The sequence below is a fragment of the Branchiibius cervicis genome, from assembly GCF_042661605.1.
Lineage (GTDB): Bacteria > Actinomycetota > Actinomycetes > Actinomycetales > Dermatophilaceae > Branchiibius > Branchiibius cervicis.
Map to the genome: position 1 here is coordinate 1,536,716 of NZ_JBHSWJ010000002.1, position 26,256 is coordinate 1,562,971.

A 26,256-nucleotide genomic window follows, 5' to 3' on the forward strand; every position below is an offset into this window, starting at 1 on the left:
GCGCCGTACTACCCTGCGTGCGTGATCAAGTGGCGTCAGGGAACCGTTGAGACGGTCGAAGAGTTGTGGTCCGGTGCGTGTCAGGTGCAGACCCGAGTAGGTCAGGATCTGGTACCGGCCATCGCCTACGTGACGCTCACCGGACGCCCGAACGTCGGGGACCGCGTGTTGTTGAACGTGACCGCGTTGGAGAAGGGGCTGGGCACGGGTGGTCTCGCGCTGGTGGTGGCCACACCCGATCGCTTGCCCAGTGACCCCGCCTTCACGCAGGGGCACGTCGTCAAGGCGCGGTACACACCGCTGCAGGACATGGTGCTCGGCGTCGACGAACAGGACAGTCCCCATCACCACCTGCTGGCCGATGCGGATTCGATCGACGGGATGCCGGTGATCGCGGCCGATCTGCACTCGTCGGTGCCAGCCATCATCGCCGGGCTGCGTTCGGTGAAGCCGGACGCGAAAGTCGTCTACGTGATGACCGACGGCGGCGCGCTGCCGCTGGCGTTCTCGCGCAATGTCGCCGGTCTGCGCCGCGCCAACTGGCTGACCGGCGCCATCACCGTGGGCCAAGCCTTCGGGGGCACGCTGGAGGCGGTCAACGTGCACACCGGCCTGCTCGCGGCGCGTCTGGTGCTGGGCGCCGACGTGGCCGTGGTCAGCCAGGGCCCGGGCAACCTGGGCACGGGAACCAGGTGGGGCTTTTCCGGGACTTCGGCCGGTGAGACCCTCAACGCCGCCCACACCCTGGGCGGGCGGGCGATCGCCGCGCTGCGGGTTTCGCAGGCCGACGAGCGCCCCCGGCACCGCGGTCTGTCCCACCACAGTCGTACGGCGTACGGCCGGGTGGCGCTGGTGCCCGCGGACGTGCCGGTGGCCGACCTCGACTCCGAGTTCGGCCGGTCGTTGTCGGATCAGGTCGATGAACTCATCGCCAGCACTGACGGACGGTTGCGACGGGTCGATGTCGACGTCACCGGAATGCGCGAGGTGCTCGATGAGTCACCCGTGCTCATGCAGTCGATGGGTCGCGGCCTCGAGCAGGACGAGGCGGCGTTCCTGGTGGCGGCGGCTGCGGGCAAGCACGTCGCAGGGCTGCTGTAACACCGGCGGCCGCGCAACCGGTGGGACCGGTGGGACCGACCCCCGGACTTTTGGAACGGGATCCACCCGAGAATTGCGGCAAGTTCAGGCGGTGGGTGCAACACGGTCTTGGAGGTTGTGTTGCAGGATCTGTCTCGGGAGCATCGCCGGGCTCTTCGGTTGTTGTCGCGGGGATTGAGCGCTGAACAGGCAGCGCGTCGGGTCGGGGTTAAGCCTGACCGGGTGCGTTCGTGGGCCAAGCTGGCCGGTATGACGCTGATTCTTGGTCGCCACGGGGGTGTGGCTGGTGTGGTCAAACCGGCCCCGGTGGCCGGGCCATGGACCGATGAGTCGGGCCGGTTGACCGACCAGGCCAGGGTGGTCATCCATCTGCGGCTGAACGAGCGGGTCAGTATCCCCGCGATCGCCGCGGAGTTGGGTGTGCACCGCAGCACGGTGTGGCGGGAGGTGACTCGCGGGCGAGATCCTCGTGATGGGTCCTACCGGGCGCGTCAAGCCGCTGGGTCCGCCCGCGTTCGGCGTCGTCGTCCGCGGGCGTCCCGGCTCGCGGGCACTGACCTTCGGCTCGAGGTGCTGCGGTTGCTGCAGGACCGGTTGTCTCCGGAGCAGATCAGCGCTGAGCTTCGTGTCCGGTTCCCGGGCCGGGACGATATGCAGGTGAGTCACGAAACGATCTACCAGGCGTTGTACGTGCAGGGTAAAGGCTCGCTGCGCCAAGAACTCCTCGGGGAGAAGGCGTTACGGACCGGGCGGACCCGGCGCCGGCCCCGTTCCAACCTGCCCCCACGGGGCGGTAGCCGTTCCTGGATCGGGGACGAGGCGATGATCACCCAGCGCCCCGCCGAAGCCGAGGATCGTGCCGTGCCTGGGCACTGGGAAGGGGACCTGGTGATCGGCACCGACGGATCCAGCGCGTTGATCACCCTGGTGGAACGGATGACCCGCTACGTGCTGGTCCGCCGCCTCCCGCTGACCCACGACTCAGCCACGGTGTCTGTCCAGCTGATCGCGATGATGCGTGACCTGCCGGCCTCGCTGCGGCAAACGGTGACCTAGGACCAAGGCGTGGAGATGGCCCGGCACGCGCAGTTCACCCTGGCCACGAACTGCCAGGTGTTCTTCTGCGATCCGCACTCGCCCTGGCAACGCGGGACGAATGAGAACACCAACGGACTGATCCGCGACTTCTACCCCAAGTCCACCAACTTCGCCGACATCACCGATGAGCAGATCGCCGACATGCAGCGCCTGCTGAACATCCGTCCCCGCAAGACCCTGGGCTGGGCCAAACCAGCCAATATGCTCAACGAACTACTCACCGTTGCAGCCACCACTTGAATCCGCCTGCGTTCTCAGGTGAATCCCGTTCCAAAAGTTGTGAGCCGTCAGCCGTCGACCCTTGGCCTTCAGCGCAGGCCGAACGCCGATCCCGCGCCGGGCTTGTCGGCGCTGACCAGGTCGACCACGAAGATCAACGTCTCGCCCGGGCCGATGGCGCCGCCCGCTCCACGATCGCCGTACGCCAGATCGGCGGGGATGGTCAGTTTGCGCCGGCCGCCCACCTTCATTCCCAGGATGCCGGTGTCCCAGCCCTGGATGACCTGACCGACACCCACCTGGAAGCGCAGGGGTGCCCCGCGGTTCCAGGACGAGTCGAACTCCTCGCCGGTGGACCAGGCGACGCCGACGTAATGCGCCTGAATGGTGTCTCCCGGCTCGGCCTCGCGGCCGTCACCGACCGTGATGTCCTCGATGACCAGGTCGGTCGGCGGCTCGTCGCCGGGGAAGTCGATCTCCGGTTTGACGTTGGGGTCGTGAGCCATACGGCGCTCCTTAGGAAGAGTGGACGGGGTTGATTCAGGTGATGGCCAGGATGTCGACCGCGAACACGAGGGTGTCGGTGCCCTTGATGCTGGCCTGGGTGTTGCCCGCGGTGCCGTAACCGTCGGCCGGTGGTACGACCAGCAACACCCGGCTGCCGACCGTCTTGCCCTCCAGGCCCTTGACCCAGCCGTTGATCAGCTGACCGGGGGCCAACTGGAAGGTCGTCGGCTGGCCACCCTGCTTGGCGGTGGAGTCGAAGGCGGTGCCCTTCTTGCCGTTGGCCCAGATCACGCCGGTGTAGCTGACCATGACGGTGTCACCCTCAGTGACCTTCGCGCCCTTGCCGGTGATCAGATCCTGGCTGACCAACGTCTTCGGCGGGTCGGCGTTCGGCATCGTGATGGCGGCTTCCTTGCCCTTCCCCGCGGGAACGCTCACGGTGGGCAGGCCGGCCTTGGGCGCCACCGGGGTACCGGTCGCCTCGGTCAGCGGCTGGGTCGCGCTGATGATGTTCATGTAGAAGACCATCGTGTCGTTCTCGGTGATGCCCAGGCTGGTCTGCCCGTCGCACCCGAACGCCTCGCTGGGCGGTACGGCGATGGTCAGGGTGCTGCCGACCTTCTGCCCGATCATGGCCTTGGACAGACCCTTCACCAAGGTGGTGTCGGTCAGGTTGAAAACCACCGACTTGCTGGCGAAGGTGTTGGCGGCCTCCTTGCCGGAGGTGCCGTTGACGAGGGTGTAGTTGACCGTCGCCAGATCTTTGTTGGTCAGCGTTGCGCCCGTGCCGGCCTTGAGCACCTTGGTCTCGGTCTTGGCCACCTTGAACGGTTTCTTGGCCAGCGTGATGACCGGCTTCTTGGCGTCCTTGGTGTCGACGGTGACCGCCGACAGGTCGGACACCTCTGCCGCGGAGGGGGGCGGGGCCGTACAGGTCGCGGTCGAGGACTTCGAACCGCTCGCCGATGAGTTGGAACTGTCACTCCCGCAAGCGGTGAGCAGGAGCAGGGGCAGGGTGCCGGCGGCGGCCAGGCGCAGAGTGCGGCGCACGAATGCAAACCTCGATGTCGAGCGGGGAATGGTCGGCTCACCATAACCCGGCTACTTAAGTGCGAATCACATCTGTGCGTTACATGCCGTCGATCAGCCGCTGCACCCGCGCGTCCACGGCGACGAACGGGTCCTTGACCAGTACCGTGCGCTGGGCCTGGTCGTTCAGCTTCAAATGCACCCAGTCGACGGTGAAGTCACGCCGACCGGCCTGTGCCGCGCGGATGAAATCACCGCGCAGTTTCGCCCGGGTCGTCTGCGGCGGGCGGGTCTTGGCCTCGAACACCTCGACGTCGGTGCTGACCCGGGCGGTGCGGCCGCTGCGCTGCAGCAGGTAGAACAGCCCGCGGCGGCGGTTGATGTCGTGATAGGTCAGGTCCAGTTGGAGCATCCGGGGGTCGTCCAGCGACAGACCGTGCTTGGCGGAGTAGCGATCCAGCAAAGTGTGTTTGATGACCCAGTCGATCTCGGTGTCGACCAGGGACAGGTCGCCGGTGTCCACAGCGTGCAGGGTGCGTTCCCATAGGTCCATGACCCGCTTGGTCTGCGCGTCGACGAGCCCGTGTTGGTCGACGAACGCCTTGGCGCGCTCGAAGTACTCGGTCTGGATCTGCAGCGCAGACATTTCCTTGCCGTTGGCCAGGCGCACCGGAGTGCGGCCGGTGATGTCGTGGCTGATGTCGCGGATCGCGCGGATGGGGTTCTCCAGGCTCAGGTCACGTAGCGCCACGCCCTCCTCGATCATCCGCAACACCAGGTCGGCCGAGCCCAGTTTGAGCATCGTCGTGGTCTCGCTCATGTTGCTGTCGCCGACGATGACGTGCAGCCGGCGATAGCGTTCGGCGTCGGCATGCGGTTCGTCGCGCGTGTTGATGATCGGCCGGGACCGCGTGGTTGCACTGGACACGCCTTCCCAGATGTGGTCGGCGCGTTGGCTGACGCAGTACGTCGGGCGATGACCCAGCAGCGCGATCTTGCCTGCGCCGCAGGTGATCTGGCGACTGACCAGGAACGGGATCAGGTGGTCGGAGATGCGCTGGAACTCCCCTGCCGGCCGACCAGGTAGTTCTCGTGGCAGCCGTAGGAGTTGCCCGCGGAGTCGGTGTTGTTCTTGAAGACGTAGATCTGCCCCTCGATGCCCTCCTCCGCCAGGCGCAGCTGGGCGTCCTCGACCAAACCCTCGACGATGCGTTCACCGGCCTTGTCGTGGATGACCGCTTCGCGGATGTCGTCGCATTCCGGCGTTGCGTACTCGGGGTGGCTGCCCACGTCGAGGTAGAGACGCGAACCGTTGGAGAGGAACACGTTGCTGGAGCGGCCCCACGAGACGACTTTGCGGAAGAGGTAGCGCGCGACCTCATCCGGCGTGAGCCGACGCTGCCCCTCGAAGGTGCACGTCACGCCGTACTCGTTCTCGATCCCGAAGATCCGACGGTCCATAGACCAACAGTAGTCGCGCACCAGCTTCCTGCCCGGTCGCCTGGCGGCAAGGAGGGTGTGTGTTGCCCGGTGGCCCCGCGATCAGGCGGGTACGTCGATCCAGTCCCGCCCGGCCGGGGTCGCGCTGAGCTGCCCGGCGCTCAGCCCGGCCACCAGTTCCGGCAGCTCACGGGCACTGACCCGGCCGGCCGCCAGGTGCAGGACGGCCTCGTCCTCATACCTGGTCTCCAGCACCTGCAGATCCGCCCGGTCCAGGGCCGCTGCTCGTAGTGCCGCTTCGACCCGTCCGGCGTCGGCGTGCGGTACGACCAGCTCGAACAGCTCGACCGGCACGCGGCGAACGCGGCGGTCGTCACTATCGAGCGCGGCGTGGACCGCATCGGCGTAGGCCCGGGCCAGGCCCCCGTGCCCAGCAAGGTGCCGCCGAAGTACCGGGTCACGACGGCCACCACATCCGACAGATCGGCGCTGCGCAGCACCTGGAGCATCGGCGCTCCGGCGGTGCCCGACGGTTCGCCGTCGTCGTTGCTGCGCTCGGTGCGCGGAGCGGGGCCGAGCACGAAGGCACTGCAGTGGTGGCGCGCATCCGGGTACGCCGATCGGCAGCCTGCGATGACCGCGCGGGCGGCCGACTCGTCCCCCACCCGACAGACCACGGCCAGGAATCGGGACCGGCGCACGTCGATCTCGGCCGTCAGCGCATGACCGGTCGGAAGGGTGAGGTAGCCGGCCATCAGGCCAGCGAGGATACCCACGCATCGTGCAACGCGGCGTACTCCCCTCACCGCTGGCGACCAGGTCGGCCGGCGAACCGTCCTGCAGGATCCGGCCGTGCTCGAGTACCAGTACCCGGTCGGCCACCTCCACCGTCGATAAGCGGTGGGCGATGATCAGCGCGGTCCGGTCGGCGAGGACGGTCTCCAGGGCACGCTGCACGAGTCGTTCGCTGGGGATGTCCAGCGACGAGGTCGCCTCGTCCAGGATCAGGACGGCCGGGTCGGCCAGGAACGCCCGGGCGAAGGCCACCAGTTGCCGTTGGCCGGCGGACAGCCGGCCGCCGCGCTTGGCGACGTTGGTGTCGTACCCCTGCGGCAGTTCGCCGATGAAGCGATCGGCACCGACGGCCTCCGCGGCGGCACGAACCTGCGCATCGCTGGCCCCAGGACGGCCGAACCGGATGTTGTCGGCGATGCTGCCCTCGAACTGGAAGTTCTCCTGGGTCACCATCACCACGTGCTGGCGCAGATCTTCCTGGGCCATGTCGCGCAGGTCGATGCCGTCCAGCCGGACCGTGCCGGCGCTCGGATCGTAGAAGCGTGCCATGAGTTTGGCGATGGTGGTCTTGCCCGCACCGGTCGTGCCGACCAGCGCCACGGTCTGTCCGGCCGGGATGTGCAGATCGAGGTCGGGTAGCACCGGCCGGCCCTCGACGTACTCGAACATCACATGGTCGAAATCAACTGCGCCCCGGATGTTCTCGGGTCGCACGGGTTCGGCGGGATTCTGGATGGCGGGCACTTCGGCCAGCACACCGGCCAGCTTCTCCAGTGCCGAGGACGCCGACTGGAAGGTGTTGTAGAACTGGGTGATCTCCTGCATGGGTTCGAAGAACATCCGCAGGTAGAGCAAGAAGGCGGTCAGCACCCCGATCGTCATGTCGCCCTCCAGGACCCGGTACCCGCCGTACAGCAGCACCATCCCGGTGGTGAGGTTGCCGACCAGTTTGACCGCGGGCATGAAGATCGCGACCAACCGGAAGGTACGTTCGTTGACCACCCGGTAGCGGTCGGCCACGTCGTCGAAGATCTCCTGGTTGCGGCCCTGACGACGGTAGGCCTGCACGGCCTGGATGCCGGTCATGGTCTCGACGAACTGCACGATCACCAGGGCCGCGTTCTCGCGGACCTGGCGGTAGGTGATCGCCGACTCGCGCCGGAACCACATCGCCAGCAGCACCAGGAACGGGAAGCCGATCAGGCACAGCAGACCCAGCTTCACGTCCAGCACGACCAGGAGCGTGGCCGTGCCGACCAACGTGAGCACGGCGGTGATCAATCCGTCGAAGCCGTTCTCCAGCATTTCCTGGATGGCCTCGACGTCGTTGGTGGAGCGGGACACAACCCGCCCGGAGGTGTAGCGGTCGTGGAACGCGACGTCGAGCGCCTGGAAGTGCCGGAAGACGCGGCGGCGAAGATCCAGCAGCACTTTCTGGCCGATGAACCCCGAGCGGCGCAGGAAGAACATCCGGGAGAACGCCTGCACGGTCACGACGATGCAGAGTGCGGCCACCACCTCCAGCAGCGGACCGGCGCTCCCCTCGCGCAGCAGCGGCGGCACGCCGTGGTCGATGCCGCGCTGGACCAGGATCGGCACGGACAACCGCGCGGCGTTCTCAACGATCACGACCAGCGCGAGCACCAGGATCATCCAGCGATAGGGCCGCAGCAGCGACCCCAGCAGCTCGCGTGCTTCGCGGCGGCGAGGAATGCTTTCGTCGATCGGGGTCTGATCGGGCTGCTCCTCGAACCGGCCCCGCCAGGTGGTGTCGGTGGTCGATGCACTGCCCACCGTGGTCGTCATGAGAGCACCTCTGCGAACTCGTCGTGGTCCAGTTCGGCGCTGAGCAGGAACCGGTAGGAAGGCACGTTCGCCAGAAGTTCGCGGTGCGTGCCGACGTGCGTGATGGTGCCGCGCTCCAGCAACGCGACCTTGTCGGCCAACAGGACCGTGGAGGCGCGGTGGGCGACGACGATGCCGGTGACATCGTGCAGGACCCGGCTCAACGCCTCCTCGACCTTCGCTTCGGTGTGTACGTCGAGGGCGGACAACGTGTCATCCAGCACGAGCACCCGGGGCCGGGTCAGGACGGCACGGGCCAGGGACAATCGCTGGCGCTGCCCGCCGGACAGGCTCATGCCTTGTTCACCGATCCGGGTGTCGAGTCCGTAGGGCAAATCGTGCACGAAGTGCGCCTGGGCCACCTCGATGGCTTCCTGCACGTGCTCCGGGTCGGCTCCCGGATTGCCCAACGTGAGGTTCTCCAGCACCGACATCGAGAACAACGTCGGGTCCTCGAAGGCCGTGGCCACCGTGCTGCGCAGGTCTGGCAGGCTCATGTCGCGGATGTCGACCCCGTCGATGCGAATCGCGCCCTCGCTCACGTCGTGTAGTCGCGGAATCAGCGCCGTGAGAATGGATTTGCCCGATCCGGTGGATCCGACCAGCGCGACGGTCTCCCCCGGCGCGACATCCAGGTTGACGTGCCGCAGCGCCCATTCGCCATCCGGGGGCGTGTCGTCGAAGCGGAACCCGACGTCGATCAACTCCAGATGCCCGGTGCGCGGTTGGTGCCCGGAGGCGCCGTCGGTGATCTCCATCGGTGCGTCGAAGATCTCCACGATGCGTGTCGATGCGGTCATCGCCTCCTGCGCCATGGACAGCAGGAACCCCAGCGAGGAGATCGGCCACACCAAGGACAGCATCAAGGTGATGAAGGCGACCAGGGTGCCCAGGGTCAACCGGTGCTGACCGGCGGCCGCGGCACCCAGGCCGAGGACCGCGATCAGGCTGAGGGTCGGGATGACTTCCAGCAGCGTCCAGAACTTGGCCTGGAGTTTCACCTTCTCCAGTTGGATGCCGTAGAGGTCGGTAGCGCGCTCATCGAAACGCTCGAAGATGTGCTCCTCACGCCCGAAGGACTTGATCACCCGGTCACCCATGGCCGCTTCTTCGACAGTGGTGGCCACGTGGCCGGCCTGATCCTGCGCGGCTCGCGACAGGCGGATGAACTCGCGTTGGAAGTGCCAGATGACCGCCACGATCGGCACCACGCTGACCAGGACCAGCAGCCCCAGCGGCCAGTACATCGCCAACAGGATCGCGCTGACCACGATGATCTGGATGACGTTGAGCACCAGGAATGTGAAGCCGAAACCGAGCAAGCGGCGCACGGTGGCCAGGTCGTTCATCATCCGCGAGAGCAACTGCCCGGACTGCCACTGACCGTGGAACGACATCGGCAGCACCTGCAGACGCGCGTAGAGATCCTTGCGGATCCCGGTCTCGGCACCCAGCGTCGCCCGGGACACCAGCCAGCGGCGGACGAACCACAAGGTGGCTTCCAGGATGCCGAAGGCAACCGCCCCGCTACCGAGCACCCACAGACCGTGACGGTCCTTGTGCGCGATCGGGCCGTCGATGACTGCCTTGGTCACCAGCGGGATCCCGATGGTCGCCACCAGGCTGAGGATCGCCGCCGTGAACATGGCTATCCAGCGGGCCCGGTAGGGACGCAGGTACGGCAGAAGGCGGACCAGCGCACTCCAGGAATGCTGCCTGGCGGGCGGTGGTGCGACCGCGGTTTGGTGATCCGGCATCGGCGAGCAGCCCCCACTTCTCCCCCAGCAGATCGTGCAGAGGGTGATGAGTCGCCGGACAACTTCTTTGCCTGGCTAACTACTCCGTCATTATGCCTCCCCGCACCGACAGCCTCGAAACGGATTGCCGGCGCCCGGGGGTTCGCCCGTCGTTATTCCGGTTCGCTGAGCGTGTCGCGGGCTCCAGCATGCGGTTCGTCGGTCGCCGGAACGTCGTGCGTCGGGTCGGCTGGATTGAGCAGCGCCTCCAGCAACGGCCCGGTCAACCGGCGGAACAGCCGGCGTTCGCGATGCCGATCGAGGACGGCGACCTCCAGTTGATCGGCACCCAGCACCCGCGCAGATCCGTTCTCGTCGTCCCCGCCGAGGAGTCGCACCGTCAAGCGCAGCACCGATCCCAGGTCCTGCCCGCTGCTCCAGTTCTGCTCCAGCCCCGTGCTGATCCGCTCGGCCGCACCGCCCATGGCGACGAAACCGCGCTCATCACTGACCGAGCCGTCGTACGTGAGCCGGTAGATCTGGTCCGCCTCCGGGGTCCGGCCGACCTCGGCGACGACGAGTTCGATCTCGTACGGTTTGGACTCCTGGGTGAACACCGCGCCCAGGGTCTGCGCGTAGGCGTTGGCCAAGCCGCGTGCCGTGACGTCGGCTCGGTCGTAGGAGTAGCCGCGCATGTCGGCGTAGCGGACACCGGCCACCCGGAGGTTCTCGAACTCGTTGTAACGGCCCACCGCAGCGAAGGCGATGCGGTCATAGATCTCGCTGATCTTGTGCAGCGCCCGGCTGGGGTTCTCCGCGACGAAGGCAATCCCCCCGTCGTACGCGACGACGACCACGGACCTACCCCGAGCAATTCCTTTGCGCGCGAAGTCGGCCCGGTCCTTCATCAACTGCTCGGGTGAGACGTAGAACGGCATGCTCATGCGCCGGCACCTCCCTGCGCTCGACGGGCTCCGACGACGTTCTCGACCACCGACTCCAGTTGATCGGTCGTGAGGAACCGGACGCCGTTGGGGTCCAGCACCGCAAGGGTCGGAAAGATGCGCCGGCCCAGATCGGGACCGCCGGTCGCGGAGTCGTCGTCGGCGGCGTCGTACAACGCCTCGACGGTCACCCGGACGGCCTCGGCCTCGTCCAGTCCGGGTCGCCACAGTTTCTTCAGCGCACCGCGGGCGAACAGGGAGCCGGACCCCACACTGTGGTGGTCGTGCTCCTCGTAGCAACCGCCGGTCACGTCGTAGGAGAAGATCCGGCCTACTGATGTGTCCAGGTCGAATCCGGCGAACAGCGGCACGACCGACAGACCCTGCATGGCCATGCCGAGGTTGCCGCGGATCATCGAGGCCAGCCGGTTGGCCTTGCCGTCCAACGACAGCAGGGCACCTTCGATCTTCTCGTAGTGCTCCAGCTCGACCTGGAACAACCGGACCAGCTCGATCGCAACACCCGCGGTGCCGGCGATCCCCACCGCGGAGTACTCGTCCGCGGCGTACACCTTGGTCATGTCATGGTTGGCGATCAGATTGCCCATCGTGGCGCGCCGGTCACCGGCGATCAGGACGCCACCGGCGTAGGTGACCGCGACGATCGTCGTGCCGTGCGGCGCTTCGAGCGTGGTGCCGGGGGCAACGTGCGGGCCGACGGCATCAGGTGCGGCGCGTAGTGGGACAGGAACTCACTGAACGACGACGATCCGGTGCGGGTGAAATCCAGCGGCAGCCGGCCATCGTCGCGGACGTTTCCAGCGCTCACTGGCCGCCCTTCTGGACGAAGCCGCGCACGAATTCCTCGGCGTTGCTCTCCAGGACGCTGTCGATCTCATCGAGGACGTCGTCGATGTCGGCGTCGAGTTCGGCCTTATTGGCCTGCGCCACCGGCGTGGGCTCCGGCGCGTCGTCGGCCGGATCGCCATCGCGGCGCTGGGTGCTCTTGTGCTCCTGGCTGGGCATCGCTGGTCACCTTTCGGGAGGTGGGCTTCTTGGACCCACCCTATGTCGTGGGACCGACAGGATCGCGGCTTTTACCCCCGCGTGCTCACTTGCTGCCGTCAGCCGGCGGGAGCGCTTCCAATGACCTCAGCAGGTCCTGCGCGGTCTGCGACTGCTCCAGCAGTTGGCCGACGTGTGCCCGGGTACCGCGTTCCGGCTCCAGGGTGGGCACCCGTTGGAGGCTGCTCTGCCCGGGGATGTCGAAGATGACCGAGTCCCAGGACGCAGCCGCCACTTCACGCGGGAACTTGGTCAGGCACATCCCGCGGAAATACGCGCGGGTGTCCGGCGGCGGTGCGGTCACCGCCTGGCGGACCTCGTCGATGCCCACGAGCTGGTCGAACCGCCCCGCGGCCGCCAGCCGGTTGAACAAGCCCTTGTCGGCACGTACGTCGGACCACTGGATATCGATCTGGCGCAACTTCGGGTTGCCCCAGTCGAGTCCGTCGCGTGCCCGGTAACCCTCGAGCGTGGCCAGTTTTGCGACCCAGTCCACCTGGCGCGCGGCGTCCATCGGGTCCCGTTCCAACGTGGTCAGGACCTGCTCCCAGTGCTGCATCACCTCGGCCGTGTCCGCATCGACATCTGAGCCGTACGTCGCGGCGAGCCAGTCGGCCACGAGCTCGTAGTAGCGCCACAGCAACTGCACCGCGGTCATCTGCCGGCCGCCGGCGAGCGAGACCTTCGTCTGCAGGGTCGGGTCGTGCGAGATCGCCTGCAGGGTTGCCACCGGTTTGTCGACGCTCAGGTCCTCGGTGATGGCTCCGGCCTCGATGAGCGCCAGGACCAGCGACGTCGTGCCCATCTTCAGAAGATTCGCGACGTCGCAGTGGTTGGCGTCGCCCAGGATGACGTGCAGCCGGCGGTACTTCTCGGTCGTGGCGTGCGGTTCGTCGCGGGTGTTGATGATCGGCCGCTTCAACGTCGTCTCCAGCCCGACCTCCACCTCGAAGAAGTCCGAGCGCTGGGCCAGTTGGAAACCGGGTTTGCCGGATTCGACACCGATGCCGACCCGGCCGGAGCCGCACATCACCTGGCGTACGACGAAGAACGGGATCAGGTGCTTGACGATGTCCGCGAACGGCGTGGTGCGGCTCATCAGGTAGTTCTCGTGCGTGCCGTAGCTGGCGCCCTTGCCGTCGGTGTTGTTCTTGTAGAGGTTGACGCCGGCGGTGCCGGGCGCGGACAACAACTGCACCGCGCGCGCCATCACCAGCTCGCCGGCGCGGTCGTATGCGACGGCTGCCCGGGGGTGGTCACCTCAGGCGAGCTGTACTCCGGGTGGGCGTGGTCGACGTAGAGCCGGGCGCCGTTGGTGAGCACGACGTTGGCCAGAGTGGGATCTTCCTCATCGGTCAGCTGGCTGGGATCGGCGTGCACGCGGGAGATCTCGAAGCCACGGGCGTCGCGCAGCGGCGCCTCGTCCTCGTAGTCCCAACCGGCGCGCGCTGCGCGCATGCCCTGATCGGTGGCGTACGCCGTGACAACACGCCCGGACAGGACCATCGGGTTGGCGGTGGGGTTGCCAGGCACCGAGATGCCGTACTCGGTCTCGATACCCATTACGCGGCGTACGGTCATGCGTTCAGTCTGACACTGCGGGGATACTGGACCGCGTGGCCCACCCGATCCGGCGCGCCGTCGGCGCGTTCGTCCTCGACGTTCTCCTGGTCGTCCTGTTCGCCGCGATCGGGCGCCGATCACATGACGAATCCGGCGCGGCGGCAGGCGTGCTGAGCACCGCCGGGCCCTTCCTTGCGGGTCTGGTGTTGGGCTGGGTGGTGAGCCTCGCCGTACGCCGATCGGCACCGGTGAGCGTGAACTCCGCCGTCTCCGTGTGGTTCGCGACCGTGTTCTTCGGCATGGTGCTGCGCGTGCTGACCGGACGCGGGATCGCGGTGTCGTTCGTGATCGTGGCCAGCGTCGTGCTGGCGGTCTTCCTACTGGGCTGGCGGTGGGCCGCCGGGTTCATCGCCCGGCGGCTCACCTCCTGAACCGAGTTTGCGCGGGTTGTCGACAGACGCGCGGGCTATAGGCCGCGCGAACGTGGACAACCTGCGCGGATCGGGTCTTCACCGCGTTACAGGTACTGGCCGGTGCTACCCACGGAGTCGATCGAGCGGCCCGGGTTGTCACCGTTCTTGCCGTCGATGAGCGTGCGGATGTACACGATCCGCTCACCCTTCTTGCCCGAGATCCGCGCCCAGTCATCGGGGTTGGTCGTGTTGGGCAGGTCCTCGTTCTCCTTGAACTCATCGACGCATGAGCGCAACAGGTGTTCCACGCGGATGCCCTTGGCGCCGAGGGTGAGCTGGTCCTTGATGGCCATCTTCTTGGCCCGGTCGACGATGTTCTGGATCATGGCGCCGGAGTTGAAATCCTTGAAGTAGAGGATCTCCTTGTCCCCGCTGGCGTAGGTGACCTCCAGGAAACGGTTCTCGTCGATCTCGGCGTACATCCGCTCGACGGTCGCCTGGATCATCGCCTCGACGGTGGCCTGGGCATCGCCGCCGTTCTCGGCCAGGTCGTCGGCGTGCAACGGCAGGCTCGGCTCGAGGTACTTGCTGAAGATCTCCCGGGCACTCTCGGCGTCCGGCCGCTCGATCTTGATCTTCACATCGAGTCGACCCGGTCGCAGGATCGCGGGGTCGATCATGTCTTCGCGGTTCGAAGCACCGATGACGATGACGTTCTCGAGACGCTCCACGCCGTCGATCTCGGCCAGCAACTGCGGCACGATCGTGGTCTCCACGTCGGAGGAGACACCGGATCCGCGGGTCCGGAAGAGTGACTCCATCTCATCGAAGAACACCACCACCGGGGTGCCGTCGGACGCGGCCTCCCGGGCGCGCTGGAAGATCAGCCGGATGTGCCGCTCGGTCTCACCGACGTACTTGTTGAGCAGCTCCGGCCCCTTGATGTTCAGGAAGTAGCTCTTGGTCTGCTCGCGGCCGGTCAGCTCGGCGACTTTGCGGGCCAGCGACGCGGCGACCGCCTTGGCGATCAGCGTCTTGCCGCAACCGGGCGGACCGTAGAGCAAGACACCCTTCGGCGGCCGCAGCGCGTGCTCGCGGAAGAGGTCGGCGTGCAGGTAGGGCAGCTCCACCGCGTCGCGGATCTGCTCGATCTGACCGGACAGACCGCCGATGTCTTCGTAGCGGATGTCCGGCACTTCCTCCAGGACCAGGTCGGCGACCTCGGCCTTGGGGATGCGTTCGAAGACGAACCCACTGCGGGTGTCCAACAGCAGCGAGTCCCCCACGCGGATGGTCTCATCGCGCAGCGACGCGGCGCGTCGGCAGACGCGCTCCTCGTCGCCGTGGGCAACGACCAGGATGCGGTCCTCGCCCAGCAGTTCCTTCACCTGGACCAGCTCGCCGACGTTCTCAAAGCCCACCGCAGCGACGACGTTCAAGGCCTCGTTCAGCATGACTTCCCGGCCCGGGACCATCTGCTCGCCCTCGACCGAGGGGCTGACGGCAACGCGCATCTTGCGGCCGGCGTTCAGGATGTCGGCGGTGCCGTCGTCATGCACGACCAACACCACGCCGAACGTGGCCGGCGGCTGCGCCAGTCGATCGACTTCCGACTTGAGGTTGACGATCTGCTCGCGGGCTTCTTTGAGCGTGCGGGCCAGTCGCTCGTTCTGCGCCGACAACGTACCGACGGACGACTGCAATTGGAGGATCTGCTGTTCGAGTTCGCGCGATCGGCTGCTTCCCGGCGCTGTGGCAAGGCGGTCGCGCAACGCGGCCACCTCGGATTGCAGGCGGGCGACCGACTCCTCGTCGGAGGAACCGTGGGGCGTGAAGTGCTCGGTCATCGTGGCCTCCTCTGCCGCGCCGGAGCGCGTCCAAGTGATGCCACCCGACCCTAACTCGCGGAGTTCAGTTTTCGTCGGGTGGCGCGCTGATTGCCCTCCGTAAGCGCCGAATCTTCTTCTCCGACACGGGTCTTTCGCCGAAGTCAGCGCCTTCCCAGTCCGATGTGTCCTTGGTCACATCTATCGCGAATGTCTCATCCTCCGGGACTTGCGTCTCGTCGTACGAGCCCTTGGCCGGTCGGCGGGTGCGCCTGGGCGGAGTGACGCCGGGAGCAAGTCGTCGCGTGGTGATCAGGAAGCCGGTATGGCCGTGCATCCGGTGCGCCGGCCGGACCGCGAGACCCTCGAGGTGCCAATCGCGCACCATCGACTCCCAGGCAGCGGGTTCGCTGAATCCTCCGTGGCTGCGAATGTCCTCGGCGACCCGGGACAGCTGGGTGGCGGTGGCGACGTAACAGATGAGAACCCCGCCCGGCGCGAGGGCGTAAGCGACCGCGTCGAGGCACTCCCACGGGGCCAGCATGTCCAGGACGATCCGGTCGACCGATCCTTCCGGTACGGCGAGGGGAAGCTCCTCCTGCAGGTCACCGATGCGGACCTGCCAGGCGGGGTGGTCCTCACCGAAGAACGCTCGTGCGTTGGCTCGTGCGATGTCGGCGAAGTCCTCGCGGCGTTCGATCGACAGCAACCGGCCCTGGTCGCCGACGGCCCGCAGCAACGACATGCTGAGCGCACCGGAGCCCACACCCGCCTCGACGACCACCGCGCCCGGGAAGATGTCGGCCATCGTGATGATCTGGCCGGCATCTTTCGGGTAGACGACGGCGGCGCCACGCGGCATCGACATCACGTAGTCCGACAGCAGCGGGCGCATCGCCAGGTATTCGATACCGGTGGTGTTGCGCACGGTCGTGCCGTCGGGTGCGCCGATGAGGTCGTCGTGCTTGATATGGCCGCGGTGGGTGTGGAACTGCTTGCCGGGCACCAGTTCGATGGTGTGCATCCGGCCTTTGGCGTCAGTGAGTTGGACGCGATCACCCGCCCGGAACGGGCCTCGGCGACGGTCGGCTCCGGTGGGCTGATCAGTCATCGCGCCCGATTCTAGTGGGCGCGCCTTAGGCGACCGCATTGAGCGCGACGCGCAGGTCCTCGGTGCGCACGATGCCAAGCACCTGGCCGCTTCCGTTCGCCACCAGCAGGTAGCCGGCTGCGCCCCCGGTGGCCTGGTAGACGCGCACCAGCTGGGAGACGTCAGCCTGCGGATCGTCGACCTGCGCCACCCAGGGCTGCGGCTGGCGGAGTGCGGCCGACTCGACCGCAAGCCCTGGCTGGCCGGCCCGCACCTGGGCGGCGATCTCGGCGGGCACGACGCCCCACGGCGTCCCGTCCGCTGCGGTCACCGCGATGTCGGCGTTCTGCGGCAGGTTCGACAGCGGCGTCGGACCCGCGGCGATGAACACCGGCCGCAGGAGCTGGCCCACCTGCACCTTGCCGAGCACCTGTTCGGCCTGGCCTCGGTTGATCGCGGCGCCGGCCCCGAACCACAGGAAGCCGCCGATCATGATCGCCCACACCGTGGTGATCATGGAGGGCTGCTGGCCATGCAGCAGCGGCAGCCCGATGGCCCACGCAACTGCCAGCACGGCGACGATCCGCCCGCACCAACCGGCGACGACGGAGCCGCGCGAGCGACTGCCGGTCACTGCCCACACCAGGGAGGAGACGAGATAGCCGCCGTCGAGCGGCAGCCCGGGCAGCAGGTTGAAGATCGCGACGAATCCGTTGGCCCACACGAACGCCGACAGCAGCAGCGTAGGGACGCTGATCGGGTCGAACCGGGTCACCGCCGAACCGTCGCCCTGCATCTGCAGGACCAACCAGCCGAGCACGGCGAGTACGCCGTTGGCCAGCGGCCCGACGACGGCCACCAGTGCGCCGGTGGCCGGCGAGGTGTCGTCCTGGTCGAAGCTGGTGTGCCCGCCCCACGCGTCGGCGACCACCTGGTGCACTTCCATCCCGCGGGCTTGGGCGACCAGGGCGTGCGCCGCCTCATGCACCAGGACCGACAGCAACAGCAGGATCGCGAAGGCGGCCGCGACCAGGTATCCGCCTGCTCCCAGGTCGGGCCGCAGGGTGGTCACCTGAGGTCCGAAGGTGAAGATGATGATGATCGCGATGACCGGCCAACTCCGGCCGATGAAGACCGGTGCGCCGCGCAGGGACCCGATCCGCAGACCTGGATTCTGCGCCGCACTCGCCATGGCGCCCAGCGTAGTCGGGCCGGTTGTCGGACCCGCGTCCTAGAGTTCTGCTCATGACCTCTCCCGTGTCCGAGACCGCCGCACCGCCCCGTCGTGCGGCGCTGTCACCGAGCCGGGCGGGCGACTTCATGCAGTGCCCGCTGTTGTACCGCTTCCGGGTCGTCGACCGCCTCCCCGAGGCGCCGTCGCCGGCGGCTTCGCGCGGGACCCTGGTGCACGCCGTACTCGAACGCCTCTTCGACCTGCCTGCGGGACAACGCGATCCGCAGACCGCCCGCGAGCTGATCGAGCCGCAGTGGCGCCGGCTGGTACAGGAGAATCCGGACCTGGGCGACCTGGTGGATGAGGACGACCTCGCCGACTGGGTGGCCGACGCGTTCCGGTTGGTGCAGCGCTGGTTCGAGATGGAGGACCCGACCCGGTTGGAGCCGGCCGCCCGGGAGTTGTACGTCGAGGCGGACGTGGACGGATTGACGCTGCGCGGGTACGTCGATCGGCTGGACGTGGCGCCCGGCGGCCAGGTGCGGGTCGTGGACTACAAGACGGGCCGTTCCCCCTCGGAGTTGTTCGAGGGCAAGGCGTTGTTCCAGATGAAGTTCTACGCCCTGGTGTGGTGGCGCACCCGCGGAGTGATCCCGGCGATGCTGCAACTGGTGTATCTCGGCAACGGCGAGATCATCCGCTACGAGCCGTCGGAGTGGGATCTGCTGGCGACCGAACGCAAGGTGAAGGCGCTGTGGCAGGCCATCGAGCGGGCGGCGACGACCGGCGATTGGCGACCGCGCCCTTCACGACTGTGCGACTGGTGCGATCACAAAGCCTTGTGCCCGGCGTGGGGTGGCACTCCCCCGCCGCTACCCGACTACTCGATCGAGCGAGCCACCGACCCCGAGATCACCGGAGCGATCGACCCGGATTGACCCTCACTCGATGACCAGGGTGACCGCCCCGTCGTCGTGGCGCAGGTAGACGTGCCGGCCGATGATGTCGCGCAACCGCCGAAGATCCTCGACCTCGGTCGAACCGAACTCCTGATAGCAGGTGCGCTCGCTGGCGTTGTTCAGTTCCGGGTAGAAGTCCTCGACCCAGGCGTCGAACCGGTCGAGGACGTCCTCCAACGGGTACTGCGAGATCCTGGCCGGGCTGTCTCCTTCGCCCCGCTCCGGCTCCTGCTCGAAACTCAAGGAAGTGACGTAGGTATCCGGGTCGTCCGGTGACCGGTAGATGCCCGTCTCGACACACTCATAGCCGCCGTCAGCGGCGTACTTCTCGGCGGGGAAGTCCGCGATGTTACGCATTCCAGCGAGCGTAGCCAGCTGTCCCGCCGCTAGTGTGCGGACATGGTGAAGGTCGCGGTAGGCGCCGCGGGCTCAGCGCTCATCGCAGCTTCGCTCGGGCTCACGGCTGCGTGCTCATCACAACAGGACGTCTCCGCGTGCCCGATGGACTATTCAGATCTGGACCAGGGTGTCGTGGTGTCGGTCAGCGGAGCAACGCCGACCTCTCCGACGTTTGCCTACCCGCCGCCGGCCACCTGGGTCGCGAATGCGTGCATTGAGGGTGCCTGCATGTTCGACAGTGCCCAGTCGGGCGCACCCATCAACGTGCGCGACACCTCCGTTGGGACGGCGGGTCCCGTGGTCGTCACCGTGGCCGTTGCTGATTCCGCCGGTGCCGTAGGACCCACCGTCACCTCTACGGTTGCACCGTCACGTCGTGTTCCGAACGGACCGACGTGCCCGCCTACCAATTACGTGGCGACGGTCATGGTCACGCCGACCAGGTGAGGCTGATCTCCGGTTCGTGTCTGGCGGTGTCCTGCGAATGCGGAGGAGCTACTTCGTGTTCAGGGGTTCGTTGCGATCGCTGAACAGCGCGGTCAGGTCGGCCAAGCGCAACCCGGCCAGCGTGTCCACCTGCACCGCGCCGTCCATCTGCGGCACCTCGACAACGTGCGGTACGGCGATCGTCGGCACGCCGGCAGCGACTGCCGAGCGGGCACCGGTTGGCGAATCCTCAATCGCGACAGCATCTTCCGGACGCACATCCAGCAGCGACGCTGCGGTCAGGTAGGGCTCAGGGTGCGGTTTGCCGTGCGTCACCACGTCACCGGTCACCACCGTGTCGAACGAACCGTCGGGCAGCGCCGCGACCAGTTCGTCGGCGAGCACGGTGTACGACATGGTCACCAGTGCGTTTGGAACCCCGGCCCGCACGGCTTCGGCCAGCAGCTCGCGAGCACCTGGTCGCCACGGCATGTGCCGGCGCATCGCGGTCAGCACCTGCCCGATCAGATGGTCCACGACCTGCTCGGGCGTCATGGTCACGTCCGAATTGTCGATGATGATCTGCGCCGAACGCAGCAGGGTGTTGCCGACGCATTCCTTGGCCATTGCGTCGGTCCACACGCCGCCGTGCGCCGCGACCAGGTCCTTTTCCGCCCCGATCCAGTAGGGCTCGGTGTCCACCAGCGTGCCGTCCATGTCCCACAGGACGGCCGCGGGCAGCGGCACTTACCGGTCCTCCGGTTCGTAACCCAGGTTCGGCGAGAGCCACTGCTCTGTTTGTTGCATCGTCCAGCCCTTGCGGCGCGCGTAGTCAGCAACCTGGTCCTGGCCTAGTCGGCCCACCACGAAGTACTGCGACTGCGGATGTGAGAAGTACCAACCGCTCACCGCAGCACCGGGCCACATCGCCATCGATTCGGTGAGGGTGATCCCGGCACGCTCCTGCACCTCCAGCAACTCCCACAACGTCTGCTTCTCGGTGTGGTCCGGACATGCGGGATAACCCGGCGCCGGGCGGATGCCGGTGTAGCGCTCGTCGATCAGGGCTGCGTTGTCCAACGACTCCTGCGGCGCGTAACCCCACAACTGCGTGCGGACCAGCTCATGCAGCCGCTCGGCGAACGCCTCTGCCAGCCGGTCGGCGAGCGATTCCAGCAGGATCGCGCTGTAGTCGTCCATTGCCGCCTTGAACTCGGCCACCTTCTCGGCTGCGCCCAGGCCGGCTGTGACCGCGAATCCTCCGACGTAGTCGGCGATTCCGGTGTCCTTGGGCGCGATGTAGTCCGCCAGCGACCGGTTCGGGACGCCCTCGCGGTGCTCCCCTGCTGGCGCAGGTGATGCAGCGTGGTGGCCACCTCATTGCGCTCCTCGGAGGTGTAGACCAGCAGGTCGTCGCCGACCGCCGCGGCTGGGAAGAATCCGACCACCCCGTTGGCCTGCAACCACTTCTCCTCGATCAACCGGTCGAGCATGGTCTGGGCGTCGTCCCACAACTTGCGGGCTGCCTCACCGCTGGCCGGGTTGTTGAGAATGTCCGGGTAGCGCCCCTTCATCTCCCACGCGTTGAAGAACGGCTGCCAGTCGATGTACTCACGCAGTTCCGCCAGCGGGTAGTCGTTGAAGCTGCGCAGACCCGTGAACGTCGGCCGGGTGGGTTCGTAACCATCCCAGTCGATCGGCGTACGTCGATCCATGGCTTGCGCGTAGGACGCCAGCGGCCGTTCGGTCCGCTTGGCGGCGTGGCGCTCCCGGATGGACTCGTAGTCCTTGGCGACTTCCTCCAAGAAGGCGCCGCGGCGGTCGTCGGATAGCAACGCGGAAGCCGTTGGGACAGAACGGGATGCGTCCTTCACCCACACGACCGGCCCGTGGTACTTGGGCTCGACCTTGACCGCGGTGTGCGCGCGGGAAGTTGTCGCGCCACCAAGCAGCAGCGGGATCTCGAAGCCCTGCCGCTCCATCTCCTGGGCCAGGTTGACCATCTCGTCCAACGACGGGGTGATCAGGCCGGACAGGCCGATGATGTCGGCGTTCTCGGCGCGCGCAGCGTCCAGGATCTTCTGCGGCGGCACCATGACCCCCAGATCCACGACGTCGTAGTTGTTGCACTGCAGGACGACACCCACGATGTTCTTGCCGATGTCGTGAACGTCGCCCTTGACCGTGGCCATGACGATCTTGCCCTTGCTGTGCGCGGCGTCGCCGGGCTGCTTCTCCGCCTCGATGTACGGAATCAGGTGTGCCACGGCCTTCTTCATCACCCGCGCGGATTTGACCACCTGGGGCAGGAACATCTTGCCGGCCCCGAAGAGGTCGCCGACGACGCCCATTCCGTCCATCAACGGACCCTCGATGACCTCCAGCGGCCGCCGGCCCTCCGCGGACAGCTCGACCCGCAGTTCCTCGGTGTCGTCGACCACGAATTCGTCGATGCCCTTGACCAGGGCGTGGGTGATGCGTTCGCGGACCGGCAGCGAACGCCACTCCGCCGCAGCGGGTTCGACCTCGTCACCCTTGACGTTGTACTTGTTTGCGATCTCCAGCAGGCGCTCGGTGCTGTCGGCCCGCCGGTTGAGGATGACGTCCTCGATCCGCTCGCGCAGCTCGGGATCGATCTCGTCGTAGACCACCAGGGCGCCGGCGTTGACAATGCCCATGTCCATCCCCGCGGAAATCGCGTGGTAGAGGAAGACCGCGTGGATCGCTTCGCGCACCGGGTTGTTGCCCCGGAACGAGAACGACACATTCGACACACCGCCGGACACCAGCGCGTGCGGCAGGTTCTGCTTGATCCAGCGGGTCGCCTCGATGAAATCGACACCGTAGTTGGCGTGCTCCTCGATACCGGTGGCCACCGCGAAGATGTTGGGGTCGAAGATGATGTCCTCGGCCGGGAAACCCACCTCTTCGGTCAGGATCCGGTAGGCGCGCCCGCAGATCTCCTTGCGCCGCTCCAGCGAATCGGCCTGACCCTCCTCGTCGAAGGCCATGACCACCACTGCCGCGCCGTACTTGCGACACAGCTTGGCGTGCTCGATGAACGACTCGACGCCCTCCTTCATGGAGATCGAGTTGACGATGGGTTTGCCCTGGACACAGCGCAATCCGGCCTCGATGACGTCCCACTTGGAGGAGTCGATCATCACCGGCACCCGGGAGATGTCCGGCTCGGAGGCGACCAGCTTGCAGAAGCGGTCCATCGCTTCGATGCCGTCGAGCATCCCTTCGTCCATGTTGATGTCGATCACCTGGGCGCCGGCCTCGACCTGCTGGCGGGCCACGTTGAGCGCCGAGGTGTAGTCACCGGCCTTGATCAGGTTGCGGAACTTGGCCGACCCCGTGACGTTGGTGCGCTCACCCACGTTGACGAACAGCGACTCGTCGGTGATGTTGAGCGGCTCCAGACCCGACAAGCGGCAGGCCGATTCGACGGTCGGCACCTCGCGGGGGAGAAGCCCCGGACCTGCTCGGCGATGGCTGCGATGTGCGCCGGGGACGTACCGCAGCAACCGCCCAGGATGTTGACCAGTCCGTCGGTGGCGAACTTGGCGATGATCTCGCTCATCTGCGACGGCGTCTCGTCGTACTCCCCGAACGCGTTCGGCAGACCCGCGTTGGGGTAGCACGACACGAAGCAGTCGGCGATCCGGGAGATCTCGGCCAGGTACGGGCGCATTTCCTCGGCGCCCAGCGCGCAGTTCAGGCCGACGGCCAGCGGGCGGGCATGCCGGACGCTGTTCCAGAAGGCTTCGGTCACCTGGCCGGAAAGGGTGCGCCCGGAGGCGTCGGTGATGGTGCCGGAGATGATGATCGGCCACCGGCGGCCGCGCAGCTCGAAGAGGGTCTCCAACGCGAAGATGGCGGCCTTGGCGTTCAGCGTGTCGAAGATCGTCTCGATGATCAGCAGGTCCGCGCCGCCGTCGACCAGACCCTCGGCCTGCTCCAGGTAGGCCTCGACCAGTTGCTCGTAGCTGACGTTGCGGGCGGCCGGGTCGTTCACGTCCGGGGAGATACTCGCCGTCCGGTTGGTCGGCCCGATCCCGCCGACCACGAAGCGCTGCTCGCCCGGGTGTGCGGCCACGAACTCATCGACTGCCGAACGCGCCAGCCGCGCCGAGGCCAGGTTGAACTCGTAGGCCAGATCGGACATGTCGTAATCGGCCAGCGAGATCCGCTGGGCGTTGAAGGTGTTGGTCTCGACCAGGGTCGCGCCCGCCTCGAGGTAGGCGGTGTGGATGTCCTTGATCGCATCCGGCTGGGTGAGGCTCAGCAGGTCGTTGTTGCCCCGCAGGTCACTGGGCCAGTCGGCGAAGCGCTCACCGCGATAGTCGGCCTCGGAAAACCCCTTCGCCTGGATCTGGGTACCCATCGCCCCATCGAGGATCAGGATGCGCTGGGTGAGTAGGTCGCGCAGGGTCGCCGTCTGGTCCGGCTGGATCTGCGACGCCTGGGCGGTTTCGGAGCGGCTGCTCACATCGGTCCCCATTCGGTTGAATCTGAGGAGGATTCTACCGAGCCGGTCACGGCAGTCCGTACGCTGAGCGGGTGATCGAGTTCGAGGAGTTGCCACTGCTGCGGGATCCGCTGATCATTGCCGCCTTCGAAGGGTGGAACGATGCCGGTGAAACCGCCACCTCGACCCTGGCCCACCTGGTGCAGATGTGGGACGCGCAACCCTTGGCGGCGCTCGACCCCGAGGAGTACTACGACTTCCAGGTCAACCGGCCCCGGATCTCCGGCGAGGCCGGGGACCGGGAGATCACCTGGCCCACGACCAAGTTGTTCCTGGCCCGGGACACCCCGCTGGATCGCGACGTGATCCTCGTGCAGGGCATCGAACCGTCGATGCGCTGGATCGCCTTCACCCAGGAGATCATCGACCTGGCCGCCGATGCGGACGCCACGATGCTCATCACCTTGGGCGGGCTGCTGGCCGACGTCCCGCACACCCGGCCCATTCCGGTCACGGTGTCCAGCGACGACCCGGACATCCGCGATCGCTACGACCTGGAGCCGAGCCGCTACGAGGGTCCGACGGGCATCGTCGGGGTAGTGTCCGACGCGGCCCACCGTAACGGGATTCCGACCATCTCACTGTGGGCCGCCGTACCGCACTACGCGGGCGGTTCGCCGTCCCCCAAGGCGACGTTGGCGCTGCTCACCCGGCTGGAGACGCTCTTCGACACACTCATCGGCCACGCCGACCTGCCCGACCTGGCCCGCGCCTGGGAGCACGGGGTCGACGAGTTGGCGGCATCCGACGAGGAGGTCGCGGACTACGTGCACTCCCTGGAGGAGCAGCAGGACACCACCGAACTGCCCGAGGCCAGCGGCGATGCGATCGCCAAGGAATTCGAGCGTTACCTACGCCGCCGCGACGAGGACTAGAGCTTCACACCCAGCAGGGCGTCGATGAGTTCACGTACGCCGAAGCTCGGCTGACCGCCGGACGGCACCCGGCCGGCCCACCGGTCGACCGCCCGCAACGCAGAGGGCGCATCGAGGTCCGCCCGCAGCGCGGCCCGCACGGTCATCACCAGGTCCTCGGCATCCCGGTCGTCCCCACCGGAAGCCGCCGCGCGCCAGCGGTCGAGACGGGCCTGGGCGGCGGCCAGCAACTGATCGGTGTACTCCCACTCGGCCCGGTAGTGCTGGTCCAGCAGCATCAGGCGGATGGCCATCGGGTCGACGCCGTCGCGGCGCAGCTGGGCCACGCGCACCAGGTTGCCGCGCGACTTGCTCATCTTGTGCCCCTCGAAACCCACCATGGCCTGGTAGGCGAAACTGTGCGCGAACGGTCGCGTGCCGGTCAGCGCAACCGCCTGGACCGCGCTCATCTCGTGGTGGGGGAAGATCAGGTCGGTCCCTCCGCCCTGCAGGGCGAAACCCATTCCCAGGTTGTCCAGCGCGATCGTCGTGCATTCGACGTGCCAGCCGGGTCGGCCCCGACCCAGGACCCCGCCGTCCCAGGCCGGTTCGCCCGGCCGCTCACCGCGCCACAGCAAAGGATCCAGCGGGTCGCGTTTGCCGGCGCGGTCGGGGTCGCCGCCGCGGTCGGCGAAGACCGACATCATCTGCTCACGGTCCCAACCGCTGACCGAGCCGAACGAATCCTGTTGTGCCAGATCCAGATACAGATCCGTTTCGACGGAGTAGGCCGCACCGGAGTCGAGCAGTTTGGTGACGACGGCGATGTGCCGGTCCATGGTCTGCACCACGCTGGCGTAGACGTCCGGCGGCAGCACCCGCAGGGCGCTCATGTCGTCTTTGAAGAGTTCGATCTCGCTGTGCGCGAGATCCTGCCAGTCGACGCCGTCCCGGGCGGCGCGCTCCAGCAGCGGGTCGTCGACATCGGTGACGTTCTGGACGTAGCGCACCCGGACACCGCAATCGCGCAGCACCCGGTTGGCAAGGTCGAACGTCACATAGGTGGCGGCGTGACCGAGGTGCGTCGCGTCGTACGGCGTGATGCCGCACACGTACATGCCCGCCAGCCCGTCGGTCGGGACGATCGGCTCGAGCGCTCCTTCCCGGGTCGCCAGCAACAGCCGGCCGGGCACCGGCGGCACGGCCGGGACGTCGGGAGCAGCCCAGGGCTGCAAGGGA

17 protein-coding genes and 6 pseudogenes are annotated in these 26,256 nt (G+C 67.2%); 6 read left to right on the forward strand and 17 right to left on the reverse strand.

Annotated features, from left to right (window positions below; genetic code table 11):
* Nucleotides 1-21: 21 nt before the first annotated feature.
* A complete protein-coding gene (locus ACFQBT_RS08165) occupies nt 22-1,101 on the forward strand; it encodes a DUF3866 family protein (RefSeq protein WP_377821835.1) in 1,080 nt (359 codons plus the stop codon).
* A 306-nt stretch (nt 1,102-1,407) separates the two neighbouring features.
* Nucleotides 1,408-2,439, forward strand: a pseudogene (locus tag ACFQBT_RS08170) (IS30 family transposase).
* Nucleotides 2,440-2,507: 68 nt separating this feature from the next.
* Here ACFQBT_RS08170 and ACFQBT_RS08175 read toward each other — a convergent pair.
* The 10 genes and pseudogenes from ACFQBT_RS08175 to dop all read right to left on the reverse strand — a co-directional run bounded on the left by ACFQBT_RS08175 (nt 2,508) and on the right by dop (nt 13,360).
* The gene (locus tag ACFQBT_RS08175) at nt 2,508-2,924 is read right to left on the reverse strand and encodes an FKBP-type peptidyl-prolyl cis-trans isomerase (RefSeq protein ID WP_377821837.1); all 417 of its coding nucleotides are present in this window, start codon (nt 2,922-2,924) and stop codon (nt 2,508-2,510) included.
* Nucleotides 2,925-2,958: 34 nt separating this feature from the next.
* A complete protein-coding gene (locus ACFQBT_RS08180; RefSeq protein ID WP_377821839.1) occupies nt 2,959-3,975 on the reverse strand; it encodes an FKBP-type peptidyl-prolyl cis-trans isomerase in 1,017 nt (338 codons plus the stop codon).
* A 79-nt stretch (nt 3,976-4,054) separates the two neighbouring features.
* Nucleotides 4,055-5,415, reverse strand: a pseudogene (pafA, locus tag ACFQBT_RS08185) (Pup--protein ligase).
* Nucleotides 5,416-5,555: 140 nt separating this feature from the next.
* The gene (locus ACFQBT_RS08190) at nt 5,556-6,149 is read right to left on the reverse strand and encodes an IMPACT family protein (RefSeq protein WP_377825410.1); all 594 of its coding nucleotides are present in this window, start codon (nt 6,147-6,149) and stop codon (nt 5,556-5,558) included.
* Nucleotides 6,150-6,438: 289 nt separating this feature from the next.
* Nucleotides 6,439-7,995, reverse strand: a pseudogene (locus tag ACFQBT_RS08195) (ABC transporter ATP-binding protein); the annotation flags it as partial.
* Nucleotides 7,992-9,791, reverse strand: a complete 1,800-nt coding sequence (locus tag ACFQBT_RS08200; protein WP_377821841.1) for an ABC transporter ATP-binding protein — start codon at nt 9,789-9,791, stop codon at nt 7,992-7,994. The gene ACFQBT_RS08200 and the pseudogene ACFQBT_RS08195, both read right to left, overlap by 4 nt.
* Nucleotides 9,792-9,943: 152 nt before the next feature.
* Entirely contained in the window at nt 9,944-10,714 is a 771-nt protein-coding gene (gene prcA / locus ACFQBT_RS08205) for a proteasome subunit alpha (protein WP_377821842.1), read from the reverse strand.
* A pseudogene (gene prcB / locus ACFQBT_RS08210) lies at nt 10,711-11,543 on the reverse strand (proteasome subunit beta). The gene prcA and the pseudogene prcB overlap by 4 nt, the downstream one beginning before the upstream one ends.
* On the reverse strand, nt 11,540-11,740 hold the full coding sequence (locus ACFQBT_RS08215; RefSeq protein WP_109684590.1) for a ubiquitin-like protein Pup: 201 nt from the start codon (nt 11,738-11,740) through the stop codon (nt 11,540-11,542). The pseudogene prcB and the gene ACFQBT_RS08215 overlap by 4 nt, the downstream one beginning before the upstream one ends.
* A gap of 85 nt (nt 11,741-11,825) precedes the next feature.
* Nucleotides 11,826-13,360: pseudogene (gene dop / locus ACFQBT_RS08220) on the reverse strand (depupylase/deamidase Dop).
* Between the two features lie 35 nt (nt 13,361-13,395).
* Here dop and ACFQBT_RS08225 point away from each other — a divergent pair.
* Complete coding sequence (locus ACFQBT_RS08225) at nt 13,396-13,773, forward strand: DUF3054 domain-containing protein (RefSeq protein ID WP_377821845.1); 378 nt, start codon at nt 13,396-13,398, stop codon at nt 13,771-13,773.
* 86 nt (nt 13,774-13,859) lie between these two features.
* On the opposite strand, the gene arc is transcribed toward ACFQBT_RS08225, so the two are convergent.
* The 3 genes from arc to ACFQBT_RS08240 form a co-directional block, all read right to left on the reverse strand.
* Nucleotides 13,860-15,602 carry a proteasome ATPase gene (gene arc / locus ACFQBT_RS08230; RefSeq protein WP_377821847.1) on the reverse strand — a complete coding sequence of 581 codons (1,743 nt, stop codon included), beginning with the start codon at nt 15,600-15,602 and terminating at the stop codon, nt 13,860-13,862.
* Between the two features lie 64 nt (nt 15,603-15,666).
* Entirely contained in the window at nt 15,667-16,692 is a 1,026-nt protein-coding gene (locus tag ACFQBT_RS08235; protein ID WP_377821849.1) for a tRNA (adenine-N1)-methyltransferase, read from the reverse strand.
* 25 nt (nt 16,693-16,717) lie between these two features.
* A complete protein-coding gene (locus ACFQBT_RS08240) occupies nt 16,718-17,863 on the reverse strand; it encodes a site-2 protease family protein (RefSeq protein WP_377821851.1) in 1,146 nt (381 codons plus the stop codon).
* Between the two features lie 53 nt (nt 17,864-17,916).
* Here ACFQBT_RS08240 and ACFQBT_RS08245 point away from each other — a divergent pair, with 53 nt between their 5' ends.
* Complete coding sequence (locus tag ACFQBT_RS08245; RefSeq protein WP_377821852.1) at nt 17,917-18,783, forward strand: RecB family exonuclease; 867 nt, start codon at nt 17,917-17,919, stop codon at nt 18,781-18,783.
* 3 nt (nt 18,784-18,786) lie between these two features.
* On the opposite strand, the gene ACFQBT_RS08250 is transcribed toward ACFQBT_RS08245, so the two are convergent.
* On the reverse strand, nt 18,787-19,161 hold the full coding sequence (locus ACFQBT_RS08250) for a hypothetical protein (protein ID WP_377821854.1): 375 nt from the start codon (nt 19,159-19,161) through the stop codon (nt 18,787-18,789).
* Between the two features lie 42 nt (nt 19,162-19,203).
* On the opposite strand from ACFQBT_RS08250, the gene ACFQBT_RS08255 reads away from it, so the two are divergent.
* Complete coding sequence (locus tag ACFQBT_RS08255; protein WP_377821856.1) at nt 19,204-19,650, forward strand: hypothetical protein; 447 nt, start codon at nt 19,204-19,206, stop codon at nt 19,648-19,650.
* A 48-nt stretch (nt 19,651-19,698) separates the two neighbouring features.
* Here the strand turns inward: ACFQBT_RS08255 and ACFQBT_RS08260 are convergent, their stop codons facing one another.
* Both ACFQBT_RS08260 and metH read right to left on the reverse strand, forming a co-directional pair.
* On the reverse strand, nt 19,699-20,376 hold the full coding sequence (locus ACFQBT_RS08260; protein WP_377821858.1) for an HAD family hydrolase: 678 nt from the start codon (nt 20,374-20,376) through the stop codon (nt 19,699-19,701).
* Nucleotides 20,377-24,136: pseudogene (gene metH / locus ACFQBT_RS08265) on the reverse strand (methionine synthase).
* A gap of 59 nt (nt 24,137-24,195) precedes the next feature.
* Here metH and ACFQBT_RS08270 point away from each other — a divergent pair.
* Entirely contained in the window at nt 24,196-25,038 is an 843-nt protein-coding gene (locus ACFQBT_RS08270; RefSeq protein WP_377821860.1) for a PAC2 family protein, read from the forward strand.
* Here ACFQBT_RS08270 and mshC read toward each other — a convergent pair.
* A complete protein-coding gene (mshC, locus tag ACFQBT_RS08275) occupies nt 25,035-26,252 on the reverse strand; it encodes a cysteine--1-D-myo-inosityl 2-amino-2-deoxy-alpha-D-glucopyranoside ligase (protein ID WP_377825412.1) in 1,218 nt (405 codons plus the stop codon). The two genes, ACFQBT_RS08270 and mshC, sit on opposite strands and share 4 nt — an antisense overlap.
* Nucleotides 26,253-26,256: the final 4 nt, after the last annotated feature.

Bases quoted from the DNA above. Each gene is read 5' to 3' on its own strand.
- ACFQBT_RS08175 (WP_377821837.1), bottom strand. From the start codon at position 2,924: ATGGCTCACGACCCCAACGTCAAACCGGAGATCGACTTCCCCGGCGAC.
- ACFQBT_RS08190 (WP_377825410.1), bottom strand. From the start codon at position 6,149: ATGGCCGGCTACCTCACCCTTCCGACCGGTCATGCGCTGACGGCCGAG.
- ACFQBT_RS08200 (WP_377821841.1), bottom strand. From the start codon at position 9,791: ATGCCGGATCACCAAACCGCGGTCGCACCACCGCCCGCCAGGCAGCAT.
- prcA (WP_377821842.1), bottom strand. From the start codon at position 10,714: ATGAGCATGCCGTTCTACGTCTCACCCGAGCAGTTGATGAAGGACCGG.
- ACFQBT_RS08215 (WP_109684590.1), bottom strand. From the start codon at position 11,740: ATGCCCAGCCAGGAGCACAAGAGCACCCAGCGCCGCGATGGCGATCCG.
- arc (WP_377821847.1), bottom strand. From the start codon at position 15,602: ATGACCGAGCACTTCACGCCCCACGGTTCCTCCGACGAGGAGTCGGTC.
- ACFQBT_RS08235 (WP_377821849.1), bottom strand. From the start codon at position 16,692: ATGACTGATCAGCCCACCGGAGCCGACCGTCGCCGAGGCCCGTTCCGG.
- ACFQBT_RS08240 (WP_377821851.1), bottom strand. From the start codon at position 17,863: ATGGCGAGTGCGGCGCAGAATCCAGGTCTGCGGATCGGGTCCCTGCGC.
- ACFQBT_RS08245 (WP_377821852.1), top strand. From the start codon at position 17,917: ATGACCTCTCCCGTGTCCGAGACCGCCGCACCGCCCCGTCGTGCGGCG.
- ACFQBT_RS08250 (WP_377821854.1), bottom strand. From the start codon at position 19,161: ATGCGTAACATCGCGGACTTCCCCGCCGAGAAGTACGCCGCTGACGGC.
- ACFQBT_RS08255 (WP_377821856.1), top strand. From the start codon at position 19,204: ATGGTGAAGGTCGCGGTAGGCGCCGCGGGCTCAGCGCTCATCGCAGCT.